This is a genomic window from Anaerobacillus sp. ABR4_321, from assembly GCF_056158505.1.
Window position 1 is genome coordinate 310484 of record NZ_JBSWTK010000001.1, and the last position, 21054, is coordinate 331537.

Below are 21054 nucleotides of genomic sequence, written 5' to 3' on the forward strand. Positions count from 1 at the left end.
TATTCTTTACATTCCTCTCCTCAGCCGTTAGACTGGAGTTTATGATTTTATTTACCTAGGTAACTAATGTACGGAGGGCTCTATGATCACAACTAATGACATCTTTCATTCACTAAACCAAAAAATGCGTTTCATCATAAAAGAAGCAAATGAGAAACTGAACGAATTTGATCTCTACACATCTCAGTGGGCAATTCTTTATTGCTTGGATCAGTTTGGACCTATGAAGCAAACAGAGATCTGGAAATACTTAAATGTTGAAGCACCCACCACCACTCGAACGCTTACTAAAATGGAAAGCAACAACTGGATCGAACGCGCTGAGGGTGAAGACAAACGTGAACGTATCGTTTGCTTAACGGATTATGCTAAATCAAAACTTCCAGAAATCAAGGCTTCGATTCAGGAAATGGAAGAATCGCTGCTGCAGAATTTATCAAACGAGGATCAAGAACAATTCATGACCCTGCTTAATAAGATTGGGTCAGAGAAAGAAGTGGTTACACATGGCTAACAAACGTCCTATATGGTCAAAGAGTTTCATTAACATCTTTGTGAGCAATTTATTTATTTTTGTTGTTTTTTACGCACTCCTAACCCTACTGCCGATTTACGTTACAGATGCAATGGGGGGATCTGAGTCTCAAGCAGGATTGATCATCACGATCTTTCTACTATCAGCAATTTTCGTTCGTCCTTTTTCTGGTAGATTAATAGATCGATTTGGAAAGAAAAAGATGCTTGTCGCAAGTGCCGCTATGTTTGGAGTCGCGACGTTTCTTTATCCGATAACCGATCAGTACATTCCGCTGCTATTACTCCGTTTTTTCCATGGTATGTGGTTTAGTATCGTTACAACAGCTGCCGGTGCGATCGCTGCAGATTCCATACCTCGAGAACGACGAGGTGAAGGCCTTGGATATTTCGCAATGAGTATGAATGTAGCGGTTGTAGCAGGGCCATTCCTAGCATTGACGCTCCTTCAATTCGTCTCATACCTTACGATCTTCTTAGTCCTCAGCGGCATCATGATCATAGGGTTATTGTGCACAATTTGGGTTAAAACAATTGAACATGAAACGATTAAAAAGAAAAGTTTAACAATAGAAGACTTATTCGAACGTCGTGTGATTCCAATCGCGCTTGTTGGATTATTTCTAGCTTTTTCATACGCAAGCGTCATTTCGTATATTTCTCTTTATGCCAAGTCTTTAGGGTTACTTGATGCTGCTGGATTCTTTTTTGCAGTTTTTGCTGTCGCGATGCTCGTTTCACGACCATTCACTGGAAGAATGTTTGATACGCTTGGACCAAACACTGTGATTACGCCAGCGTTTTTGTTATATGCATTTGGTCTTTTGACGCTAAGCTTTACGGATACATCATGGATGCTCCTTGCTGCAGGTGGCCTCATCGGTCTCGGCTATGGCTCGATTGTTCCTAGCTTTCAAACTCTAGCCATTCAGGCTGCTCCTGACTCTAGAAGCGCTCATGCGACGGCTACCTTTTTCACTCTGTTCGATATCGGAATAGCTACCGGATCATACGTGCTTGGTCTCATCGTTCATTCATTAGGATATTCAAACCTATATCTCTTCCTTTCTGTTTTTGTAGCTGGCATTCTAGTGTTTTATCAGTGGGTTTCAAAACGACAGCCGAACAAACAGCTTCAATCACAAGCAAATTATTAAGTAAATAGTTACCATACCGTGTTAAAGGGTTGAAGTCTTCAGAAAAAATAGCTATTATTGGGGAATCTAATTTTTCTGAGAGAGAGTGACAACCATGAATATTATAGAAGAAATTAATTCCATATTATGGGGACCGATCATGATATCGCTTCTTTTAGGAACCGGGCTATTTTTCACGATTAGACTTGGTTTCATCCAATTGACAGGATTAAAGGAAGGGTTTCGTCAAACATTTGGCCCCCTTTTTTCTAAGAAGAAAAAAGATGGGATCTCATCCTATCAAGCCCTATCCACTGCCATTGCCGCACAAGTCGGCACAGGAAACTTAGCTGGTGTCGCAACGGCTATTGCTGCAGGAGGTCCTGGCGCTATCTTTTGGATGTGGATCTCTTCTTTCCTAGGGATGGCCACAATATTTGCTGAAGCCGTATTGGCACAGAAATACCGGAAGAAAGAAAATGGTGTCGTCAAAGGCGGACCAGCCTACTATATTCGCGATGGACTCGGCAGTAAAAAGCTAGCCGTCTTTTTCGCGATCGCCATCATTGCAGCGCTTGGTTTTGTAGGAAACATGGTTCAATCGAATTCGATCGCTGACGCTTTCAATACTGCCTTTAACATCCCACCGCTCCTAGTCGGAATCATCGTTGCTGTGCTGATAGGGCTGATTCTTCTCGGTGGTATAAAGCGAATCGCTACGTTTGCAGGAAATGTTGTTCCTGTCATGGCTCTTCTCTATATCATTGGAGCGATTGCCATACTAATCTTAAACTACGAATCGGTACTACCGGCACTCGCTCTTATCGTAGAAGCAGCATTTACTCCTGAATCTGCAGGCGGCGGTGTGCTCGGAGCTTCCATTAAAGAAGCGATCAGGTACGGCGTTGCACGAGGCCTTTTTTCAAATGAAGCAGGTATGGGTTCAACCCCACACGCACATGCTGTCGCAAATGTGAAGCACCCTGCTCAGCAAGGATTCGTTGCAATGGTCGGTGTGCTCATCGACACGGTCATCATCTGTACTGCTACTGCACTTGTCATCCTTGTGACGGAAGGCGCAGGGTCTAATTTAACCGGTATCGAGCTTACCCAAGCTAGCTTTTCTAGTGGACTAGGTGGCTTCGGTATTTACTTTATCGCATTTAGTCTACTGTTCTTTAGCTTTACGACGATTCTCGGTTGGGCGTACTTCGGTGAGACGAATGTGAATTTCTTATTCGGAGAGAAAGGGGTACCGATTTATCGCGCAATTGTTCTTCTATTCATTGTAGGAGGTACAGTGCTTAACGTTCCATTCGTATGGCAGCTTGCCGATACGTTCAACGCCTTTATGGTGCTTCCTAACTTAATCGCACTTGTTGCACTAAGTGGCGTTGTAAAGAAAGCCTATAAAGAGATTAAGACCTAATACAGCAATTAAAAAAGCTAACCTCTCAGTGAGGTTAGCTTTTTACAATTCTAGATGTGTAGTGATATTCATGCTTTTTAAGACGATCTCATCTCCAGACACATCTACTATATTGATCCCAGTATTATCTTGAAAGATCTTACGATAATTTGAAAATGGCATACCTAGTACTCCTGCAAGAAAGAATCGAATGGTATTGTTATGAGCTACGACAAGAATCGTATCGTCTGGGTGCTTTTTCGCCATCTCTTTAAAGAAGGCTGAAGCTCTTTCAAACATTTCTCTTGCCGTTTCTCCAGTTCTTCCAGCTCTCGTTTCCCAAGGATTAGCCATCCAGCTATGCCAGGAATCTGGGTCTTCTGCTATAAATTCCTTCTTCGCTCTACCTTCCCACTCTCCAAAATCTCCTTCAAAGATTCGTTCGTCTGATTCAACGGGTAGACGTTCGCCTAGAATTAATTCCGCTGTATCACGTGCTCTAATTAATGGAGATGCATAAGCTGCATCAAACGTCACTTTTCTTAAAAAGTCACCAGCAGCAGCTGCCTGCTTCCTACCAAGAGAAGATAATCCTATATCTGTTCTGCCGCAGTATAAATCTCCTGCTGCGTTCCATTCACTTTCTCCATGTCTGACGAGATAAATACGCGTCATTCTTTAAGTCCTCCTAATTTATAAAACGGTATTCAAGATTGATACACAAATCGTCTCATTCGAAAGGCTTCCAACGCCCTGCGGATTTAAACGGCTTACTTCCGCTTTTACTATTATGCAAAAGCTGGTTCTATGATGCAAGTTACAAAAAATCCGCCAGCTTTTCACTGGCGGATAAAATTTATTGAGCGGCTTGTAGGCCTGCTTGGTTTAAGAAGTTCCATGGTTTGTTGAAGTGTGGTTGGAAAAAGAAATCTACAAATCCAAGTTCATCTACTGTCATGTTGTTTTGGATACATACTGAAAGTGTATTTACAGATTGAGTAACGTCCGCTTTTGAGATGACTTGTGCCCCTACAATACGACGGCTGCCTTCTTCGTAAACAACTTTTAGCGTGATCACTTCATAATCCGGCATAAATTCAGGACGGTTATTTTCTTCTATTGTGATTGTTTTCACATTCATGCCCGCACGAAGCGCTGCTTTTTCAGTTAAGCCTGTTGATGCCATACTAAGATCAAAAAGATGTAGACCTGACGTACCTTGCGTTCCCATATACTTAATCGTAGGCTTCACGATATTTCTACCGACTAACGTTCCCATTCGAACTGCATTTGTTGCGAGCGGAATATAAGCGTGCTCCCCAGTTGGATTGTATTTGATCGCACAGCTGTCTCCCGCAGCAAAAATGTCTTTATTGCTTGTTCGCATATACTCGTCGACGATGATCGCACCGTTATCAAGCATATCGACCTGGCCTTTTACAAGTTCAGTGTTCGGACGGAAACCTACACATAGAATGACAAGATCAGATTCGTATTCGCCTTTATTTGTATAAACCTTTGTTACGTTTCCATCATACCCTTCAAAACGTGTTACCGTTTCATTTAATGCAGGGTTGATTCCTCTCGTTTTAAAGTCTTCTTCGATAATATCAGTAAATTCAGGGTCCAAATATTTGCTCAAGATACGATCCTCACCATCGATGAGCGTTACTTCTTTTCCGTACTTCTGAAAAGCTTCTACAAGTTCAACACCAATATACCCAGCGCCAATCACCGTTACCTTCTTAGCATTCTTCGCTCGTTCAATGATGGTATTGGCTTGGTTATAGTTCTTTGATAAAAGGATGTTATCGAGCTCTATCCCCTCGATTGGAGGAACGACTGGCCAAGACCCTGTTGCCATTACGAGCTTATCAAAGTTATCTTCTAGTTGTTCACCTGTTTCTAAGTTTCTTACTGTGATTGTTTTTTGTTCTGTATCTATTGAAAGCACTTCATGCTTCATCTTCATCGTAACACCCATGTTTTCTAACTGTTCAGGAGAAGAGTAGAATAACCCTTTTGGATCTTTCACAACGCCACCAACATACAGTGCGATACCACATGATAAGAAAGAAACGTTATCGTTACGTTCATAAACGGTAACCTCAGCTTCAGGATAGAGATTTGCTATATTTGAAACAGCTGCTGTTCCAGCGTGTGTACAACCTACTACTGCTACTTTCATTTAAAATTCCTCCTGTTTTTTGTGAAGGTATTCACATGTTAGTTATCAGTTATGTGAAATGTTTCACATTAACCTTAACCATAGTATACGACAGGACTTATACGTTGGCAATGATTATGCTCAACATTTCACAATTAGTTCACTTTTACTAAACATCCCCGCCCTTTTACCTATACTTGTTTTGGTGCTCCTTCTTCTTCTCTAAGTACTCTTCATCTGTTCTTACAATTTTCCACTTCTCTTCAAAGATACGTGCCGACTCAGCCTTCTCTTCATCTATGTTTCTTTCATTCACATTACCATCAGAATCATATTTCTTCCCACCTTTATAATTTGCATATCTTCTAGATCTCGTGTATCCCATCTGTATAAACTTTCTCGCCATATCCATCCCAACAAAATCATTTTCTTTCTTATATTGTTGAAACATTTGATAGATTTTCTCCGAAGATTCTTTTGCGATTTCTGGCGTTTTAAATCTCCAATGAGGCAAAATTTCACTTTTGTAAGGCTCTACCAGCAAAACTCCCTGTTCTCCACGACCTACTCGATACTTTTCTGGGTTCTCACGAAAATCTACCTTCTTAAAATCCACATCATAATTAAAGCTCATCTCGACGCCCTCCTCTTTCATTACTCTTTCCCCAATTTGATAAAAGATAACGAGTTTTACTCTTAAACAAACGTTTGATTGAACAAAAAAAGGACACCCGTTTAGGTGCCCATCGTTTAATGCGTGGCTTGTTCGACCATCTTTTTTAGTTCAGCAAGGCTTTCACCTTCAAATGGTTTACCATCGACATACAAAACTGGTGTATCTGAGACATTCATCTCTTTTGCATAACTGATGTCATCATCAATTGCGTTACTTCCAGTACCGTCATTGTATGCCTTCATTACTTCTTCTGTCTTTTCTTCGCTTACTAATCCGTTAAGGGTTTGCTTTAAATACGCATCAGTGTAACGCTGTTCTTCACCCTTATCCTGGAGGTTATCGAACACGACATGGTGAAACTGCCAGAATACGTCATTGCCAAGGACTTGATAAACAGCTTCAGCAAACCTCGCCGCTCGTTTAGAATCTTCTTGGATAACAGGATGATGAACATAGTAGAACTTCACTTTACCCGTGGCGATCAGCTCTTCTTGCATTTGTAAGAATAAATTATCATTGAACTTTTTACATGACGAACAGTTGTAATCCCCGAATTCAACGATTTCAACTGGGGCTGAAGCTTTACCAAGACTAGGCTGTTGATCACGATCAAAGCTTCCAGCCTCAGACGCCCCGTTTGAAAGGATAAAAGCAATGAGACCAATAATAGCAAGTCCTAAAACCCACATTATTGGTCTCCGTATTGACCACCTCATCTTGCCACTCTCCTGTTAGTCTCTTGTTTCTACCTTTTGATCTGTCATTTCAAAAGTCCAGCCTTTCTTTTTCAAGAAGTTCCATAGGCTGAACGGACCTCCGCCTCCTAACATTAACGAGATCGACATAGCTAATAGAGCAAGGTCCAATTCATAACCACCCAACATTCCTGTTGAACGCTTTACCGTGAGTAACGCGCCGATAAGAATGATAGCGAATAGCACACTCACGATACGTGTTCCGAGGCCAAGTATCATCAGTACACCACCAGCTAACTCAATGATTCCTACTACATAAGCGAGAAACCCTGATAACCCAATCGTTTCAAAGAATGCTACAGTATTTTCAATTCCGTCCGAAAACTTAAAGAACCCATGTGAGAAAAAAAGGATTCCAAGAGCAAGTCGAATCATTACTAACCCTATATGGGGGTAGGTCTTCATCATCGTTCCTCCCCAAGATATATTTTGACATCGTTCGACATAACTAGTTATATCAAAGGTATCATAGCAAGATTACTTATTGCAAAGCTATTTCACTTCTTTTCCTGGCGGATCATGGTGGCATTTCGAATAATTTGATTGATAACTTCAGAGAAAACGAGTCCGACTGCGATCGATCCAGAAATCATAAATGCCTTCGCTGCCAAATTGATTGCCGTATTATAATCATTCTGCACAAAGTTTCTCATCGCATCATAAGCGAGCCCTCCTGGAACGAGAGGGATGATTCCTGCAACACTAAAGATAATCACAGGTGTTCGATATACCTTTGCAAATACTTGACTCATAACTGCTATGAAAAATGAAGCTGTTACAGTAGCGATCACGGCATCGATACCAGACTTCTCCATAAAGAAATAGATGAGCCAACCACACATACCAACAAATCCACCTTTTAACAAAGAAGGTTTTGGGGCGTTAAAAATCACACCGAATCCGGTGCTTGCGATAAAACTCGTAATAAGCTGTGCAAGGAACGTCATCAACTTTCTTCCCTCCTATAAAAACGACACGACAACTGCGATTCCAGCTCCGATTGCAAAAGCAGTTAAAAAGGCTTCTGCTCCTTTTGAGAGACCTGATATCAGGTGTCCCGCCATAAGGTCCCTTACAGCGTTTGTGATCAACAGCCCTGGTACAAGCGGCATCACAGATCCAATAATGATTTTATCAAGCTCGGTACCAAGTCCTGTATAAACAAACAAAACAGCAAGCAGCCCAATAACAAACGATGCAAGGAACTCTGAGAAAAACTTGATCGGGACAAGTCGATTAAACCACGTCACACTAAAGTAGCCTCCTCCACCTGCTAATACCGCGGGGAAAAAATCATCCCAACTTCCTTGAAACATAATGAGAAAGCACCCACTCGCTATAGCGGCTGCAACGAGTTGCGTTGGAAAGGTATAACGTTCTGACTGATTATCTAGTCTTTCAAGCTCTAGATACGCTTCTTGTATCGTTAATTCCCCGGCACTAATTTTTCTAGAGATGCTATTCACCTTAGTCACTTTATGAAGATCTGTTGTTCGTTCAATGATTCGAATCAGCTGTGTTTTTGATGGCTCTGGTCCCTCTACAGAGAAAAAGATTCCCGTTGGTGTAACGTAACTATTGGAATTTGCCGCGCCATAAGCTTCCGCTATTCTTCTCATCGTATCCTCGACTCGGTAAGTTTCACCACCGTTTTGAAGCATAACCTTGCCTGCAAGTAGACATACTTGAATGACATCGTAGGTATATGTAAGTTGTTTTTCCATGAATTTCTCCTGACAAGTAATAAAATCACCTTTATATTACCATTAGTTTATATGAACAGGTTATTCTTTATCAAATGACCATCGTCGTTATTTTATCGAAAACAAAAAACAAGCGCAGGAGTTACCTGCGCTTTAATTCGATACCCTCTGCATTTGCGTATAAATCGACATATATGCATCAGACTCTTCAATCTTACCCATTTCTCTGTACACTTTCGTTAACCACTGAACTGGTGTTGGATCAGTTGGATGCATCTCCATCTCCCAGTCAAAACACTTTATCGCTTCATTGTACTGTCTTAATTTATGATAAAGCTTCCCTAACTGAAATTGTTTGTCAGGATCATCGTGAATCTCTGCCATCGTCTGAATCGTCGTTAAGATAGGTAACTCTATATTATCTTCATAAAGCGGCTTGAGCCATTCGAAGACAAAATCGATCTCATACCTCTCTAAGAGTTTAGGTACAAGCGTCTGAAGGAGCAGAGGAAGGTGTCGACGATTTTCTTCTATGCACAAACAGTTCTGTAGAAGCGGAAGCTCAATTTCATCTAGATGTGTCTGTGGAGATTCAAACACTTTTAACAACTGTTCACACTCTCGTTCTGATATTTCATCTTGTCTAGAAAGTAATAGGTTTATTGCTTCAGTGTTCTTATTTAAATCAATAAGCGATTGAAAAACCTGTTTACGAAGGGCAGGTATATGTGGTGCTTCGGAATACATATTCCATAGCAGGAGTGCTCGTTCATGGTTAGTGAGAGGGATATCTAAAGAGGGAAGTTTTTTCTCATTTTCATCGTGTGGAGATACGAGGTAATGATGTAAGCTGAGAGCAGTGTGCTCAATCCGTCGACCATCGCGTTTATATAGGGACGCAAGGTATGGCGTGCCCGAAACGAGGTCTTCATACGTAGCCATCTCAGCGTATAACGAATCGGCTGCTTGAAGCTCTTGGCCACCCCACTCGTACATAGACTTCACTTTTTGAAAGTCTAACTGGTTGGATAGATCCTGAGCCCACTTTGATGTGGAGTCCGCATAAAGCGCAATCATAAGTATTTTGAATGCAAGACGAAGCTGGCCGTTCCTTCTATATTCATAAAAGTACTTCTTCTGTAGATGAATGATTTTTTCTTTTTGAAGAAAGGATTCGAAATAAGAAAAGATGAGTACGACTTCTTGAGGAGAGTATTTTCGTTGAATGGATTGTAAGACATGCTTGGTGGATTTTAATACAATGGTTTGAGGGTCTAAGAATTTTGTGATCAACGGATGGGGTGCGTTGAGAACGATACCCTGTTGAAAGGCTTTCTCTATGAGGGATCCAGGTTTCACTTCTATACTTTTACCAGTGATAAAATCATCTTTATAAAAGAACAGATAAAACTTACTACCGTTCGACTTCACTGCTTCTAGAATTTTCATCCGATGATGAATCGCCAAACGTTCGATGCGTAGTTGGACAGGCTTCTGATTCGAGATGAGTGTGACGCTTTGTTTTTGCTCGATCATTCAAATCCCTCCGGGCAGAGCTGATTTTATTCCTACCTTTATTCTACCACTCAATCGTGACGGAGAAAAGAACGCGAAGAACGCTTCCTGTTCCTTTAATTGGATAAAGTTTCAATGTCAGGTTTTCTGACATGATTTCTAGAATATTTTCTGTTCAGCATGTATAATAAGACTTTGCGTTTCAGAAAAGTCAAGCCGAACTATCTGAAAAATTAAATTTTTATAAAAATTTCCAGTAAGTGAGTTATTTTTTACTTCATAATGGGAAGATGGGTAATATATCATACTCTTCTCAAAATCTAATAAATAGGAGGAAATACATATGGATATATTGGAGACTATTGTATCCGCCGGGAACGACCTCGTCTGGTCAAATATCTTGATCTTTGTCCTAATTGGTGTAGGATTGTATTTCACGATTCGCTCACGATTCGTACAGTTCCGTCTTTTCGGTGAAATGTTCCATGTTCTTGCAGAAAAGGACACGATGAAAGGAAGAAAGAAATCCGTTTCCAGTTTGCAAGCGTTCTTCATCAGTACCGCTTCTCGTGTTGGTACTGGTAACCTTGCAGGTGTTGCATCAGCTGTCAGCATCGGTGGCCCAGGGGCAGTATTCTGGATGTGGCTCATCGCATTACTAGGTGCTGCAAGTGGATTTGTTGAAAGTACGCTTGCTCAGATTTACAAAGTACGTGACGGAGACGACTTCCGAGGTGGTCCTGCTTACTACATGCAGCGTGCGCTTAAAGCGAGATGGCTTGGCATTATCTTCGCAGTGCTCATCACGTTTAGTTTCGGTCTCGTATTTAACTCCGTACAGTCAAACACGATTGCCCTTGCTTTTGAGAATTCCTTTGACGTTAACCGTTGGGTTCTAGGTGCAATTCTTACAGTAGCAACTGCAATCATTATCTTTGGTGGCGTTCGTCGAATCGCTGTAGTTTCTCAAATCATCGTTCCGATCATGGCAGGTATTTATGTTATCGTTGCGCTTTACGTATTGATCGTGAACTTCGCACAGGTTCCTGACATGTTCGCACTTATTTTCCAGCATGCTTTTGGTCTTAAGGAAGTGACTGGTGGTGGCGTTGGTGCTGCCATGATGCTCGGGATCAAACGTGGACTCTTCTCAAACGAAGCAGGTATGGGTAGTGCGCCGAACGCTGCCGCAACTGCAGATGTCTCACACCCTGTTAAACAAGGTCTAATTCAAGCGTTAGGCGTGTTCGTCGATACACTTTTAATCGCTACAGCTACTGCTTTTATGATTTTGATGTCTGACGGGTATGTCGATTCTAAACTCGACGGTGTTCAGCTAACACAGGAAGCAATGAATCAACATCTTGGCAGCGGAGCAGGTATCTTTGTAGCCATCGCCGTTCTATTATTTGCCTTTAGTTCGATCATCGGGAACTACTATTATGGTGAAACGAACATCGAATTCATCAAATCTAGTCCAACAGCGAAATTTATTTATCGTCTTGCCGTTCTCGGCATGGTAATGTTCGGAGCGAATGCCGGATTCGGAATCGTTTGGAGCATGGCCGATTTATCTATGGGACTCATGGCACTTCTTAACTTAATCGTCATCGCGATTATTGGTAAGATCGCATTCACTGCCCTGCAGGATTATCGAGAACAGCGAAAAGCTGGTTTGGACCCTCAGTTCTACAAAGATACGATCAAAGGGTTAGAATCTGACATTTGGACAGATAAACCAGTTCAAGATAAATCTAACTAATACACACTATACCCTCTGAGGAATTTGGCAGTTTGGCCAATCCCTTTAGAGGGTATTTTTGATTATGAGTTAACTTTGAAAGGAGCGTGCTACAAGATGAGCAATAACAAAGGCTTAAGTGACAAAGTAAAAGGTGCCGTTTCTAAAACAAAAGGTGAGCTAAAAGATCAAGTAGGAAATGCAAAAAACGACCCTAAGATGCAAGAAGAAGGTAAAAGAGATAAATCAAAAGGTGAATACCAGGAACGTAAAGGTGAAGTGAAAGACCATTAATCGTTTCACAGTATAAAACACCCTCTCGATTCTCATTCGAGAGGGTGTTTTATTTCGACAATAATCTAGCTAAAGCGGGTGGTGACAGGCACTATTTCACTTCTTCGATTTTTACGTTATCCAGTGTGATTGTTGCAGGTACTGATTCACCATTTACCATACCAAGTTCAAATACGAGTTTTCCGTTCACATTTGTATCTTGATTCATGACAAACTCCAACGTATGAGTTCCCATTTCTTCTGTAATGGAGATTAGTTTAGGCTCTGTAAAAGTGTTAAACCAAGGGTCGCTACTTAAAGGCTCACCGATTACGAGCTTAATATCTCTTGCTATTGAAGATTCAGCATCAAAGGATAATCGATACGTCTTCCCTTTTTCTAGTACTAAATTCTCCTGGTATACCTGTGGGCTATAGGATTGTGCACCTGTTTTTGAGATCAGCACTTCCAGTTGGCCGTTAACAACCGAAGCGTCTCCTTCAGCAACGCCGCTCCATTGGTCTCCCCACCATGTTCCCCAGTATTCCTCACCTTGTTCAAAATCACCGTTCGCTACAATCTCATCTGTAGAAGATTCAGTTGCAAACGAAAACCAATCCACATTCACATTAGGAGCATTTATCTGTAGCGTTTGGATACCTTCATGTAAATAAATCGTATCGGTTACAGTTTTGAATGCACCCCATCCGCCTGTTCGAGCCACATTAATCGATGTTTTAACATCAGCGTTTTCAGGGGTAATTTCACCCATCCCACGTGTACCGTTATAAACGTTGCCTGCTTTACTTAGTAATGTGACACTTCCATTATCTCGATCAGTCGCAACATGATAACGTACTGTATAGTCGCCTGCTTCCTTAACATCTACGGCATATTGCATCCAATCGCCTTCATCGATCCACCCAACGCTGCCGCCGTCCTCGCCAACTTGGACGCCAGACATCGCTTGGAAAGTTTCTGCTTCTAGCCTTGTTGCTCCATCAATCGTTACAGGTGCTGAAATACGCTTTATTTCAACATTATCGATTGTTACCGCAGAACGTTCACCGCCAAGTAAGAATTCAAACGTACTTTTAGGATCAGAGTCAGCCAACTGAAGCGTTCGTTGGTACGATTTCATTTCGCCAGTTACGTTGATATCATCTTCACGAGCTAAATCTGTATTAAGATCTTCGCTTCTGACTCGAACACCGATCGACCTTGCTTCATCCGCTTTTGCATCGAAGGTGAGGACATAAGTCCCTTGTTCTAGGTTCAGCTTATCCTGAGTAAGACGTACATCATCTAGATTAGTAGATTTTTTAACATCAACTTTCATTTCTCTATGATAGACAGCTGAATCGACTGAAGTATGGGCCTTTACCTTCTTATCTAAATCAAGATTCCAGTACACCATACGGTCCTCTCCTTGATCGAACGTACCGTTATAAATGTAATTACCGTCAGGAAGAACTTTCTTTGATGCATTAAGATCTTTCGGTAGCTTCGTTAAGCTGACGTTATCGATCCAAACAGGTAAGTCTGAGCTTTGTCCCATATTGAATTCGATGCGAGCATTTGGATCCGTTGAATCTTCCATGTCAAATTCAAACGTGAACGCCTCTGACTCTGAAGTAAGTGCAATCGTTTTGTCTGCTAGATACCTTGTAAAACTTCTTTCTGGACTAGAAACGTTAACTACCATATTACGATTTTCAGTAGAACGCGCGTTAAATGTTAGTTTGTAGCGTTCTCCCTTTTCAATTGGAAGATTCGATTGCACAAGTTGAATTCCATATGTCTCAGAACCAGGTTGTGAGATTTCAACCTTCACTTCACCGTTATCCACAGTGGCTGATCCTTCTCCTGCAAAACCAGCTCCCGGGTCAAACGGCTGAAAATCCCAGTATTCAAGATCAGCATTGAAATCCCCGTTATATACATAGTCGCCATCAACAGCTGGTCGTAAATCACCTGCGTTCTCTTCCGTAACTGGACGCGGCCCTGCTTCACGATATTCACCGTCCAGCTCATATACTTTTACGTAATCGACTAGCATCTGATTTGGAAAAGAAGTAGTAGCATCTGGGTAACCTGGCCAGTTGCCCCCAACAGCTAAATTAAGCTGTAAGAAAAAGTCTCGATCAAACGGAGCAGGGTACGTGTATGCCGCAGCTTCATTCTCACTCTTTGTAAACCAGTCGTTCTGCTTTGCATAAAGAATACCATCTACATACCATCGAAATTCTCCGGGCTCCCAATCAACGGTAAAGGTATGGTAGTCTTCTGAAAAATCACCGGCTGGAAGTTCAAATTCTTCACCAGTATTCTTCCATGGCTTTCCGTAGTGAAGCGTTCCATAGATCGTATTCGGATCATGACCTAAAAGCTCCATAATATCGATTTCTCCTGTTGCAGGCCACCCCGAATAAAGATCATAATCTGTAGGCATCATCCAGATAGCCGGCCACAACCCCTGTCCTTTTGGAAGCTTTGCACGAATCTCATAACGACCGTACGTCCAGTCACCTTTATTCTGTGTGGTCAACTTTGCAGACGTATAGTCGCTTCCTTCATACTTTTCTTTATGCGCTTCAATAACAAGCGAGCCATCTTCTACTCGAGCATTTTCCTCGCGATCTGTATAGTTCTGCAGCTCATTATTGCCGTACCCTCCAGCACCTTCAATGAAATTCCACTTCGTTCGGTCGATCGAATCACCATTAAACTCATCTTCCCAAACGATGTTCCACTCTTCTTTTTGAATCTGATTTTTCTTTAGCTTCACCTGTTTATAGTCTACAATTTCTTCATTTTCGTTTAGAACATACACCATCACATACTTGTTAATTTCTGCATCCACTCCAGAAATATCGTCGCCCGACTGATAAGGGTTCGTTACAGTACGGTCCTTCGGAACAGCTTGTCCTGCTTCAGCTTGAATCGGTTGATGAGATACCTTCACCGCAAGATGCAAGTCTTCCCCAACTTGCGCTTTCACTCTTGTTGTACCATGGAATCTTTCCTTTTGTTGCAACTGGTTTAAAAGGGGCATTAACAGTCATCTCACTTTTTTCACCATTTCCTTTATCTAGGCTGGTTGCAGCAGTTGGAACAGTTGGACTTAGAATCAGAACGCCAGCAAGCATGACAGACAATACATTTCGCATATTGAACGTGTTCCTCCTCATATTGTTCTAAATTAAGAATGTAGAGATAGAATGACGCGGCATTTCCACACTAAACTTCTCACTATTTAAGTCAATGTTTACAGCTACTGACTCGTCACCCTGATTCATCATGACTACTACAATTTCACCGGATGGATTGCGGAAGGTTGACGACTGGATAAGATTACTTGATTTTGTATGATCAATTCTCACTGCTCCAGGCTTTACATATTTGCTAAAGTGCCCGATGTAGTAAAACGAGCTATTATAGTGAACTTCATCTTTCTTCGTATCCACGATGACAGGAGCATCACAGTAGTTCCCGACATGATTTGGTCCACCTTCTTCATTCAGAACGATGTTCCAATCGATCCATGCTTCTAGGTAATTATTGATGTCTCCCATAATATTACGGGCATAGCGCTCGCCAGTATGCCAAGCTCCTAGCTGGACGCCGCCTTCGATACACCCTTCTGTGAAAATAAGGTGCTTATTAGGAAACGCATGGTGTACCTTTGAAAGGTTCTCAAACTCCTCAGACACGTACCAATGAAGACCTGTTCCCCAGACGTACTTCGCTGCTTCCTGATCAGAAAGAACCGTCTTTGCTCTTTCATAAACGACATCACGATTGTGATCCCAGATAATGACCTTGAGGTCACTTTTTCCATGCTTTTCTAACGTTGGTCCAAGATGATCTTTAATAAAATCGCGCTCATCTTCAGCTGTGTAGAGACATGAATCCCAAACCTGCTTCGCTTCAGGCTCATTTTGGATTGTGATTCCCCATATCGGAATCCCCTCATCTTCCATCGCCTCTATGTACTTCACATAATACTCAGCCCAAACAGGCATATATTCTTTGAGAAGTGACCCACCGTGATTCATTTCTTTGTTACTCTTCATCCAGTGCGGAGGGCTCCATGGAGAGGAAACAATCGTTATATTTTCACCCGCGATTTTTGCTGCATCTTTAATGAGTGGAATGACGAGCTCTTTTTCTCTATCGATCGAAAAGCTTTCGAGCGATGTATCTCCCTCTTCTACATACGTATAATTTTCTAAGGAAAAGTCACAGCTATTGATATGAGTTCGACCAAGTCGATAGCCAAGACCCTCTTCGGGATCAAAATAGTTGTGAAGGATTTCTTGTCTCTTTTCTTTACTGATCAAAGAAAGAGAATAAGCGGCTGCTTCTGTAAAAGCACCGCCAAAACCTACTATCGTTTGAAACGTTTTATCTGGATTGATTGAAATGTCGACAGCACTTGGTGAGACTGCTGAGGAAAAGGAAACGGGTTCCTTTTCCTGCAGTCGATCTCCTGTATCTCTTGCCGTTTGAACATGCGTTATCGTCTTTGTCTTCACACCGATCTACTCCTTTCTTTTAAGCGTTCAAAGGTAGGACAGTTCCTCTGTTCTTAACGATTTCTGCGTACCAAAGTGCACTGTCCTTCCAGATTCTTTGTTGCGTCTTGTAATCTACATAAATGATTCCGAATCGCTTATCATATCCGAAGCTCCACTCGAAGTTATCGAGCAATGACCATAAGAAGTAGCCTTGAATGTTCATGCCCTCTTCATTCAAATCAGACACTGCTTGAAGATGCTTATTCACATAATCGATTCGCTTCTGATCGTGAACACGGCCGTTCTCGAGTTTATCATCGTACGCAGCCCCGTTTTCAGTTATATAGATCGGTAGATTCGTATACTCACTGCGCAATCTTCTAATAAGATCTTTAAACTCTTCAGGTGCAATGTCCCAGCCCATTCCTGTTTTTTCATAATCAGAGTGTGCGCCTGCTGTTAGAAAATCGTTTGCGGCGTTAAATTCTACGAGTCCTCGACTATAGTAGTTGATTCCGAAGAAATCGCAAGGAGTAGAGATCTTCTCCATATCTCCATCTTTAATGAAATCGTATGAATGAACATACTTAGAAAAGAGATTCATCATATCTGCCGGATAACTGCCCTTAAATACAGGATCAAGGAACCAACGGTTAGAATATCCATCCGAATTGTTCGCAGCAAGGCGATCATTCACAGAGTCTGTTTTCGGGTAGACAGGTGAGAGGTTCAACGTGATTCCGATCGACGTTTTTGAACCAAAACGTTGTTTCAGCATATCGACAGCTTCCCCATGAGACAGAAGCATATGATGAACAGCTCGAACCGCTTCATCAAGATTTCTGTGTCCAGGGGCATGAACGCCAAGGTGATAGCCAAGGAATCCTGCACACCATGGCTCGTTATGAGTAATCCATGAATCAACTAACTCATCGAGTTCACGGAAGCAGACTTCAGCGTAATCAAGAAACCACTGTACAGAATCTCGATTCACCCATCCGCCTTCTTCGTGGGCCCACATTGGGAGGTCCCAATGGTAAAGCGTGACAGCTGGCTTAATCCCTTCTTCTCGCAAACGCTTTGCTAGCGTCTTATAAAATGCCATTCCCTCTTCGTTATACTCGCCTTTTGCTGGGAAGATTCGCGGCCATGCGATAGAAAATCGATAAGAGTCCACGCCAAGATCTTTAATAATCTTGATATCTTCTTCGTAACGGTTGTAATGATCACACGCTACGTTTCCATTGTGACCTTCATGTACTTTTCCTGGAATATCACAAAACATATCCCAGATAGAAGGTGTTCTTCCCCCTTCTTGGTGTGCTCCTTCGATCTGATAGGAGGATGTTGCCGTACCGAATGTAAAGTGTTTATCAAATTTCATAACTATTCACTCCTCTATTCCTTAACAGCTCCAGCAGAGATGCTATTAATGATGTATTTCGATAAGAATAAGAATGCAATCATGATCGGAACAACTGAAATCGCAATTCCAAGGTACATAGAACCAAGATTCTGCGCTACCTGAGATCCTTTTAAGAAGCCCATCAGTACAGGCAACGTATATTTCTCTGGTGAGAACAAGATAACGAGCGGCATGATGTAGTTATTCCAAGATCCGATGAACGTAAAGATCGACATCGTTGCAACAGCTGGCATCATGATTGGAATCGCTACCGTATGGAAGATTCTCCATTCACTTGCTCCATCGATTCGAGCTGCTTCGATCAAACTCGGATGCAGCGTTGTTTTGATGTATTGACGTAAGAAGAACACGACGAATGGACTCGCGATCGCAGGGACGATAAGTGGAATAAACGTATCCAGAATCCCAAGCGTTTTGCTAAGCTCGTAGAATCCGATGAGTCCTAGCTGACCAGGCACCATCATCATGACCAGCATGAAAACGAAGAGAAAATTTTTACCTTTGAACTCGTAGAAAGCAAATCCGTATGCAGTCAGTGCAGAGAAATATCCAGTCAGCACAGTTACAAGTACAGAGATGATTAGACTGTTTTTAAAACCGTTCCAAATATTCACGTACTCCATCATCGTTCTGTAGTTTTCTAATAGTGAACTACCTGGGATCAATGTGAAGCCTGTTAAGATTGCATCGTTCGAGCGAGTAGCGTTCACAAGCATCATTAAGAAAGGAATGAAACAGACAATCGCTATTAAAATCAGGAGCGTATAAATAATTCCTTTAACGAGCGCTCGGCGTTTTTTGATTTTCGCTTCATGAGGCAGAAGCGTTTTCTCTGGCAATTTCTCCTGAGGGACACCTTTTTCGATTTCAGTTCTGTCTATCATCGTTTACACCTGCCTCGCTTGTTTACGTTCGTTTCGGTACATCGATTTAAATACGATTGCTGAGAAGATAATGGTGATAATAAATAGTCCATACGCAACAGCTGCTGCATATCCATAGTTGTTATACTTGAACGCCTGGTTGTATAAATAAAGAACCATCGTATTTAACGAGCCATCTGGAGAACCAATACCATCTGTTAACAGCATCGGTAAATCAAAGAGCTGAAGACCACCGATTAATGATGTGATCATGATGTATAAAAGGATCGGCTTTAACAATGGCAGCGTAATCTTAAAGAACGTCTGCGCACGATTCGCTCCATCGATAAGTGCAGCTTCGTAATAATCGTTTGAAATCCCGGAAACACCCGCCATCACAACGATGAAGGAGTGACCGAACCACATCCACGTTAAGATAAGAGATACGGATAATTGAGCCGTCGCTGGCTGGTTCAACCAGTTGATCGGTTCAGAGATAAGTCCGAGGTTCATGAGAACCATGTTTAACGATCCATGCTGCCAATCTAGTAGAATTCCAAATAACAATGCTACTGAACTAACCGTAATTAAGTTTGGCAAGTAAAAGATCGAACGAAAGAATGCTAGACCTTTCATTTTTACACGCATATCTGAGAAGATCGCTGCAAGAACGAGCGCGATTGCAATTTGGAGTGCGAAGTTAATCCCCCAGATCTTCCAGGTGTTAAAAAATGCCTCAACGAAAAAGGTATCAGTGATCAAACGTTGATAATTCGCTAGTCCAACTACTTCAGCTACTCCACTTCCACTGTAATTCGTAAAGCTGTAGTAAAACGTTAGAGCGACAGGATATATATTAAAAACGAGAAAGATGATCCAAAACGGGGCAATGAAGAGATAGCCATACCGGTTTAGGTTCTTCATTTCATCGCACTCCTTTCAAAATTAAGATAAGCGGTATAAGGATGTTATACCGCTTATGAATGGTTACTAGTTTTTAGGTACTTGTAATTCTGGGTAGGCATTCTGTGCCTTACGATAAAATTCTTTGATCGCTTGTTCTTTTGTTTTCTTTCCATCTACATATTCTGAAACAGCATTTCCATAAAACGTATCTAGCTGCTGGTCATACTTCGTTACGATACCTGGTTCAATACTCTTTGCTTGCTCAAGGAAGAACTGATAGTTGTTTTGTCCTCCAAGGAATTCATCACTAAAGTCATCTTTGATTTCATTCGTTACAGGAAGGTAAGAAAGAACGTCACCCGTTTCTTTCGCCCAGTCAGTTAAGAACTCATCGTCTTGCGTCATCATTTTTACGAAGTCATATGCAAGTTCTTTGTTTTCAGACTTGTTGTAAACACCTAACCATGTACCACCCCAGAAGTAAGGGCTAGGACCACTCGTAACTGCCCAGTCACCATTTGGTTCTTTTACATTTGTCTTAAGTACGCTGTGAAGACCCCACGTTGGAAGAACGTAAGAGAATACTTCTGTTTCAGTCTCTTTACCATTTTCTTTTACTTTAATTGGCTTCTCCATCGCTTCGAACCAAGAAGGAGACCATTCTGGTGCAAGAGCAGTGTAGCTGTTTTCGCGAAGTTTCTTTGCATAATCCATGAACTCGATCTTCTGATCTGTAAGCTTCAACTCACCATCTTCACTCACCCATGGCTGAGGGTTGTCACCTTGAGAGAACCAGCGAATCGAACCTTCATCAGGGAACATACGATAGCCAGCTTCTTTCAGCTTCTCAGAAACTTCGAATACTTTGTCCATTGAAGTAAGCATCTCGCCAACTTCTGTTGGGTCGTCAGTTCCTAGCACTTCTTTTGCGATGCTACGCTTGTAGAAAAGTCCACCTGGCGTTGTTTGCCAAGATAGTGCACGAACATTTCCATCCTGGTCTTTCCCAAGATCGAATACATATGGAACGTAGTTATCAGCTAGCTCATCTACACTATAAGGTTCTTCCGAAAGGTTTTCCCAGTAGCCAGCGTTTACCCATTGCTTCAGGAATGCAATTTCACCAGTGAAAACGTCAGGTGCTCCTACTCCGCTTTCTAGTACTGGCTTTAATTTAGTAGGGTAATCTGCGATCGGAACGATTGTTAGTTCGACTGTAACCCCATTCTTTTCTTCAAACTTTGTGATTGGTTTCTTCAATTCATCTGTGAATGACCAGACCTTTAAGTCAGCTTTCTTCTTTCCTTCTTTCGCTTCACCCGAAGACTCTGAATTAGAACAACCTGCAATGACTCCAAGCACCAGAACAAGTGACATCAGCAGACCGACAAATTTCTTCATGCTTTTTCCCCCTAAGGTTTAAGTTTATTA

The 21054-nt window shown here is 41.8% G+C and carries 20 protein-coding genes; 5 read left to right on the forward strand and 15 right to left on the reverse strand.

All coding sequences use genetic code 11. From position 1 onward, the window contains the following. Nucleotides 1-82 precede the first annotated feature (82 nt). The 3 genes from ACXADT_RS01715 to ACXADT_RS01725 all read left to right on the forward strand — a co-directional run bounded on the left by ACXADT_RS01715 (nt 83) and on the right by ACXADT_RS01725 (nt 3099). On the forward strand, nt 83-514 hold the full coding sequence (locus ACXADT_RS01715) for a MarR family winged helix-turn-helix transcriptional regulator (RefSeq protein ID WP_270182685.1): 432 nt from the start codon (nt 83-85) through the stop codon (nt 512-514). Then, nucleotides 507-1691: an MFS transporter gene (locus ACXADT_RS01720; RefSeq protein WP_474833038.1), complete on the forward strand. Its 1185-nt coding sequence runs from the start codon at nt 507-509 to the stop codon at nt 1689-1691. The genes ACXADT_RS01715 and ACXADT_RS01720 overlap by 8 nt, the downstream gene beginning before the upstream one ends. Before the next feature lie 94 nt (nt 1692-1785). Continuing rightward, complete coding sequence (locus tag ACXADT_RS01725) at nt 1786-3099, forward strand: alanine/glycine:cation symporter family protein (protein ID WP_474833040.1); 1314 nt, start codon at nt 1786-1788, stop codon at nt 3097-3099. 42 nt (nt 3100-3141) lie between these two features. On the opposite strand, the gene ACXADT_RS01730 is transcribed toward ACXADT_RS01725, so the two are convergent. From ACXADT_RS01730 to ACXADT_RS01765, 8 genes are all read right to left on the reverse strand, one after another. Then, entirely contained in the window at nt 3142-3753 is a 612-nt protein-coding gene (locus ACXADT_RS01730; protein WP_474833041.1) for a histidine phosphatase family protein, read from the reverse strand. A gap of 181 nt (nt 3754-3934) precedes the next feature. Beyond that, nucleotides 3935-5266, reverse strand: a complete 1332-nt coding sequence (locus ACXADT_RS01735) for an FAD-dependent oxidoreductase (RefSeq protein WP_474833043.1) — start codon at nt 5264-5266, stop codon at nt 3935-3937. Between the two features lie 166 nt (nt 5267-5432). Continuing rightward, nucleotides 5433-5879, reverse strand: coding sequence for a DUF4385 domain-containing protein (locus tag ACXADT_RS01740; RefSeq protein ID WP_474833045.1), 447 nt, complete (start codon nt 5877-5879; stop codon nt 5433-5435). A 116-nt stretch (nt 5880-5995) separates the two neighbouring features. Further along, entirely contained in the window at nt 5996-6637 is a 642-nt protein-coding gene (locus ACXADT_RS01745; RefSeq protein ID WP_474833046.1) for a DsbA family protein, read from the reverse strand. 15 nt (nt 6638-6652) lie between these two features. Beyond that, complete coding sequence (locus ACXADT_RS01750) at nt 6653-7084, reverse strand: DoxX family protein (RefSeq protein ID WP_270182692.1); 432 nt, start codon at nt 7082-7084, stop codon at nt 6653-6655. An 89-nt stretch (nt 7085-7173) separates the two neighbouring features. Continuing rightward, on the reverse strand, nt 7174-7623 hold the full coding sequence (locus tag ACXADT_RS01755; RefSeq protein ID WP_270182754.1) for a threonine/serine exporter family protein: 450 nt from the start codon (nt 7621-7623) through the stop codon (nt 7174-7176). Between the two features lie 15 nt (nt 7624-7638). Further along, nucleotides 7639-8400 carry a threonine/serine exporter family protein gene (locus ACXADT_RS01760; RefSeq protein ID WP_474833048.1) on the reverse strand — a complete coding sequence of 254 codons (762 nt, stop codon included), beginning with the start codon at nt 8398-8400 and terminating at the stop codon, nt 7639-7641. A gap of 132 nt (nt 8401-8532) precedes the next feature. Then, entirely contained in the window at nt 8533-9915 is a 1383-nt protein-coding gene (locus ACXADT_RS01765; RefSeq protein ID WP_474833049.1) for a tetratricopeptide repeat protein, read from the reverse strand. 322 nt (nt 9916-10237) lie between these two features. Between ACXADT_RS01765 and ACXADT_RS01770 the strand changes: the two genes are divergently transcribed. Both ACXADT_RS01770 and ACXADT_RS01775 read left to right on the forward strand, forming a co-directional pair. After that, entirely contained in the window at nt 10238-11656 is a 1419-nt protein-coding gene (locus ACXADT_RS01770; protein WP_474814417.1) for an alanine/glycine:cation symporter family protein, read from the forward strand. A gap of 96 nt (nt 11657-11752) precedes the next feature. Then, the gene (locus ACXADT_RS01775; RefSeq protein WP_270182696.1) at nt 11753-11929 is read left to right on the forward strand and encodes a CsbD family protein; all 177 of its coding nucleotides are present in this window, start codon (nt 11753-11755) and stop codon (nt 11927-11929) included. A 91-nt stretch (nt 11930-12020) separates the two neighbouring features. Here the strand turns inward: ACXADT_RS01775 and ACXADT_RS01780 are convergent, their stop codons facing one another. From ACXADT_RS01780 to ACXADT_RS01810, 7 genes are all read right to left on the reverse strand, one after another. Further along, entirely contained in the window at nt 12021-14909 is a 2889-nt protein-coding gene (locus ACXADT_RS01780) for a carbohydrate binding domain-containing protein (protein ID WP_474833051.1), read from the reverse strand. After that, nucleotides 14842-15078 carry a hypothetical protein gene (locus ACXADT_RS01785; RefSeq protein WP_474833052.1) on the reverse strand — a complete coding sequence of 79 codons (237 nt, stop codon included), beginning with the start codon at nt 15076-15078 and terminating at the stop codon, nt 14842-14844. Before ACXADT_RS01785 ends, ACXADT_RS01780 begins: the two co-directional genes overlap by 68 nt. A 27-nt stretch (nt 15079-15105) precedes the next feature. Further along, nucleotides 15106-16446, reverse strand: coding sequence for a glycoside hydrolase family 30 protein (locus tag ACXADT_RS01790; RefSeq protein WP_474833054.1), 1341 nt, complete (start codon nt 16444-16446; stop codon nt 15106-15108). 19 nt (nt 16447-16465) lie between these two features. After that, the gene (locus ACXADT_RS01795; RefSeq protein ID WP_474833055.1) at nt 16466-17812 is read right to left on the reverse strand and encodes a GH1 family beta-glucosidase; all 1347 of its coding nucleotides are present in this window, start codon (nt 17810-17812) and stop codon (nt 16466-16468) included. A gap of 14 nt (nt 17813-17826) precedes the next feature. Next, complete coding sequence (locus tag ACXADT_RS01800) at nt 17827-18738, reverse strand: carbohydrate ABC transporter permease (RefSeq protein WP_474833057.1); 912 nt, start codon at nt 18736-18738, stop codon at nt 17827-17829. A 3-nt stretch (nt 18739-18741) separates the two neighbouring features. After that, nucleotides 18742-19641: a carbohydrate ABC transporter permease gene (locus ACXADT_RS01805; protein WP_270182700.1), complete on the reverse strand. Its 900-nt coding sequence runs from the start codon at nt 19639-19641 to the stop codon at nt 18742-18744. A 66-nt stretch (nt 19642-19707) separates the two neighbouring features. Then, nucleotides 19708-21024 carry an ABC transporter substrate-binding protein gene (locus ACXADT_RS01810; protein WP_474814426.1) on the reverse strand — a complete coding sequence of 439 codons (1317 nt, stop codon included), beginning with the start codon at nt 21022-21024 and terminating at the stop codon, nt 19708-19710. Between the last annotated feature and the right edge of the window lie 30 nt (nt 21025-21054).

Bases quoted from the DNA above. Each gene is read 5' to 3' on its own strand.
- ACXADT_RS01715 (WP_270182685.1), top strand. From the start codon at position 83: ATGATCACAACTAATGACATCTTTCATTCACTAAACCAAAAAATGCGT.
- ACXADT_RS01720 (WP_474833038.1), top strand. From the start codon at position 507: ATGGCTAACAAACGTCCTATATGGTCAAAGAGTTTCATTAACATCTTT.
- ACXADT_RS01725 (WP_474833040.1), top strand. From the start codon at position 1,786: ATGAATATTATAGAAGAAATTAATTCCATATTATGGGGACCGATCATG.
- ACXADT_RS01730 (WP_474833041.1), bottom strand. From the start codon at position 3,753: ATGACGCGTATTTATCTCGTCAGACATGGAGAAAGTGAATGGAACGCA.
- ACXADT_RS01735 (WP_474833043.1), bottom strand. From the start codon at position 5,266: ATGAAAGTAGCAGTAGTAGGTTGTACACACGCTGGAACAGCAGCTGTT.
- ACXADT_RS01740 (WP_474833045.1), bottom strand. From the start codon at position 5,879: ATGAGCTTTAATTATGATGTGGATTTTAAGAAGGTAGATTTTCGTGAG.
- ACXADT_RS01745 (WP_474833046.1), bottom strand. From the start codon at position 6,637: ATGAGGTGGTCAATACGGAGACCAATAATGTGGGTTTTAGGACTTGCT.
- ACXADT_RS01750 (WP_270182692.1), bottom strand. From the start codon at position 7,084: ATGATGAAGACCTACCCCCATATAGGGTTAGTAATGATTCGACTTGCT.
- ACXADT_RS01755 (WP_270182754.1), bottom strand. From the start codon at position 7,623: ATGACGTTCCTTGCACAGCTTATTACGAGTTTTATCGCAAGCACCGGA.
- ACXADT_RS01760 (WP_474833048.1), bottom strand. From the start codon at position 8,400: ATGGAAAAACAACTTACATATACCTACGATGTCATTCAAGTATGTCTA.
- ACXADT_RS01765 (WP_474833049.1), bottom strand. From the start codon at position 9,915: ATGATCGAGCAAAAACAAAGCGTCACACTCATCTCGAATCAGAAGCCT.
- ACXADT_RS01770 (WP_474814417.1), top strand. From the start codon at position 10,238: ATGGATATATTGGAGACTATTGTATCCGCCGGGAACGACCTCGTCTGG.
- ACXADT_RS01775 (WP_270182696.1), top strand. From the start codon at position 11,753: ATGAGCAATAACAAAGGCTTAAGTGACAAAGTAAAAGGTGCCGTTTCT.
- ACXADT_RS01785 (WP_474833052.1), bottom strand. From the start codon at position 15,078: ATGCGAAATGTATTGTCTGTCATGCTTGCTGGCGTTCTGATTCTAAGT.
- ACXADT_RS01795 (WP_474833055.1), bottom strand. From the start codon at position 17,812: ATGAAATTTGATAAACACTTTACATTCGGTACGGCAACATCCTCCTAT.
- ACXADT_RS01800 (WP_474833057.1), bottom strand. From the start codon at position 18,738: ATGATAGACAGAACTGAAATCGAAAAAGGTGTCCCTCAGGAGAAATTG.
- ACXADT_RS01805 (WP_270182700.1), bottom strand. From the start codon at position 19,641: ATGAAGAACCTAAACCGGTATGGCTATCTCTTCATTGCCCCGTTTTGG.
- ACXADT_RS01810 (WP_474814426.1), bottom strand. From the start codon at position 21,024: ATGAAGAAATTTGTCGGTCTGCTGATGTCACTTGTTCTGGTGCTTGGA.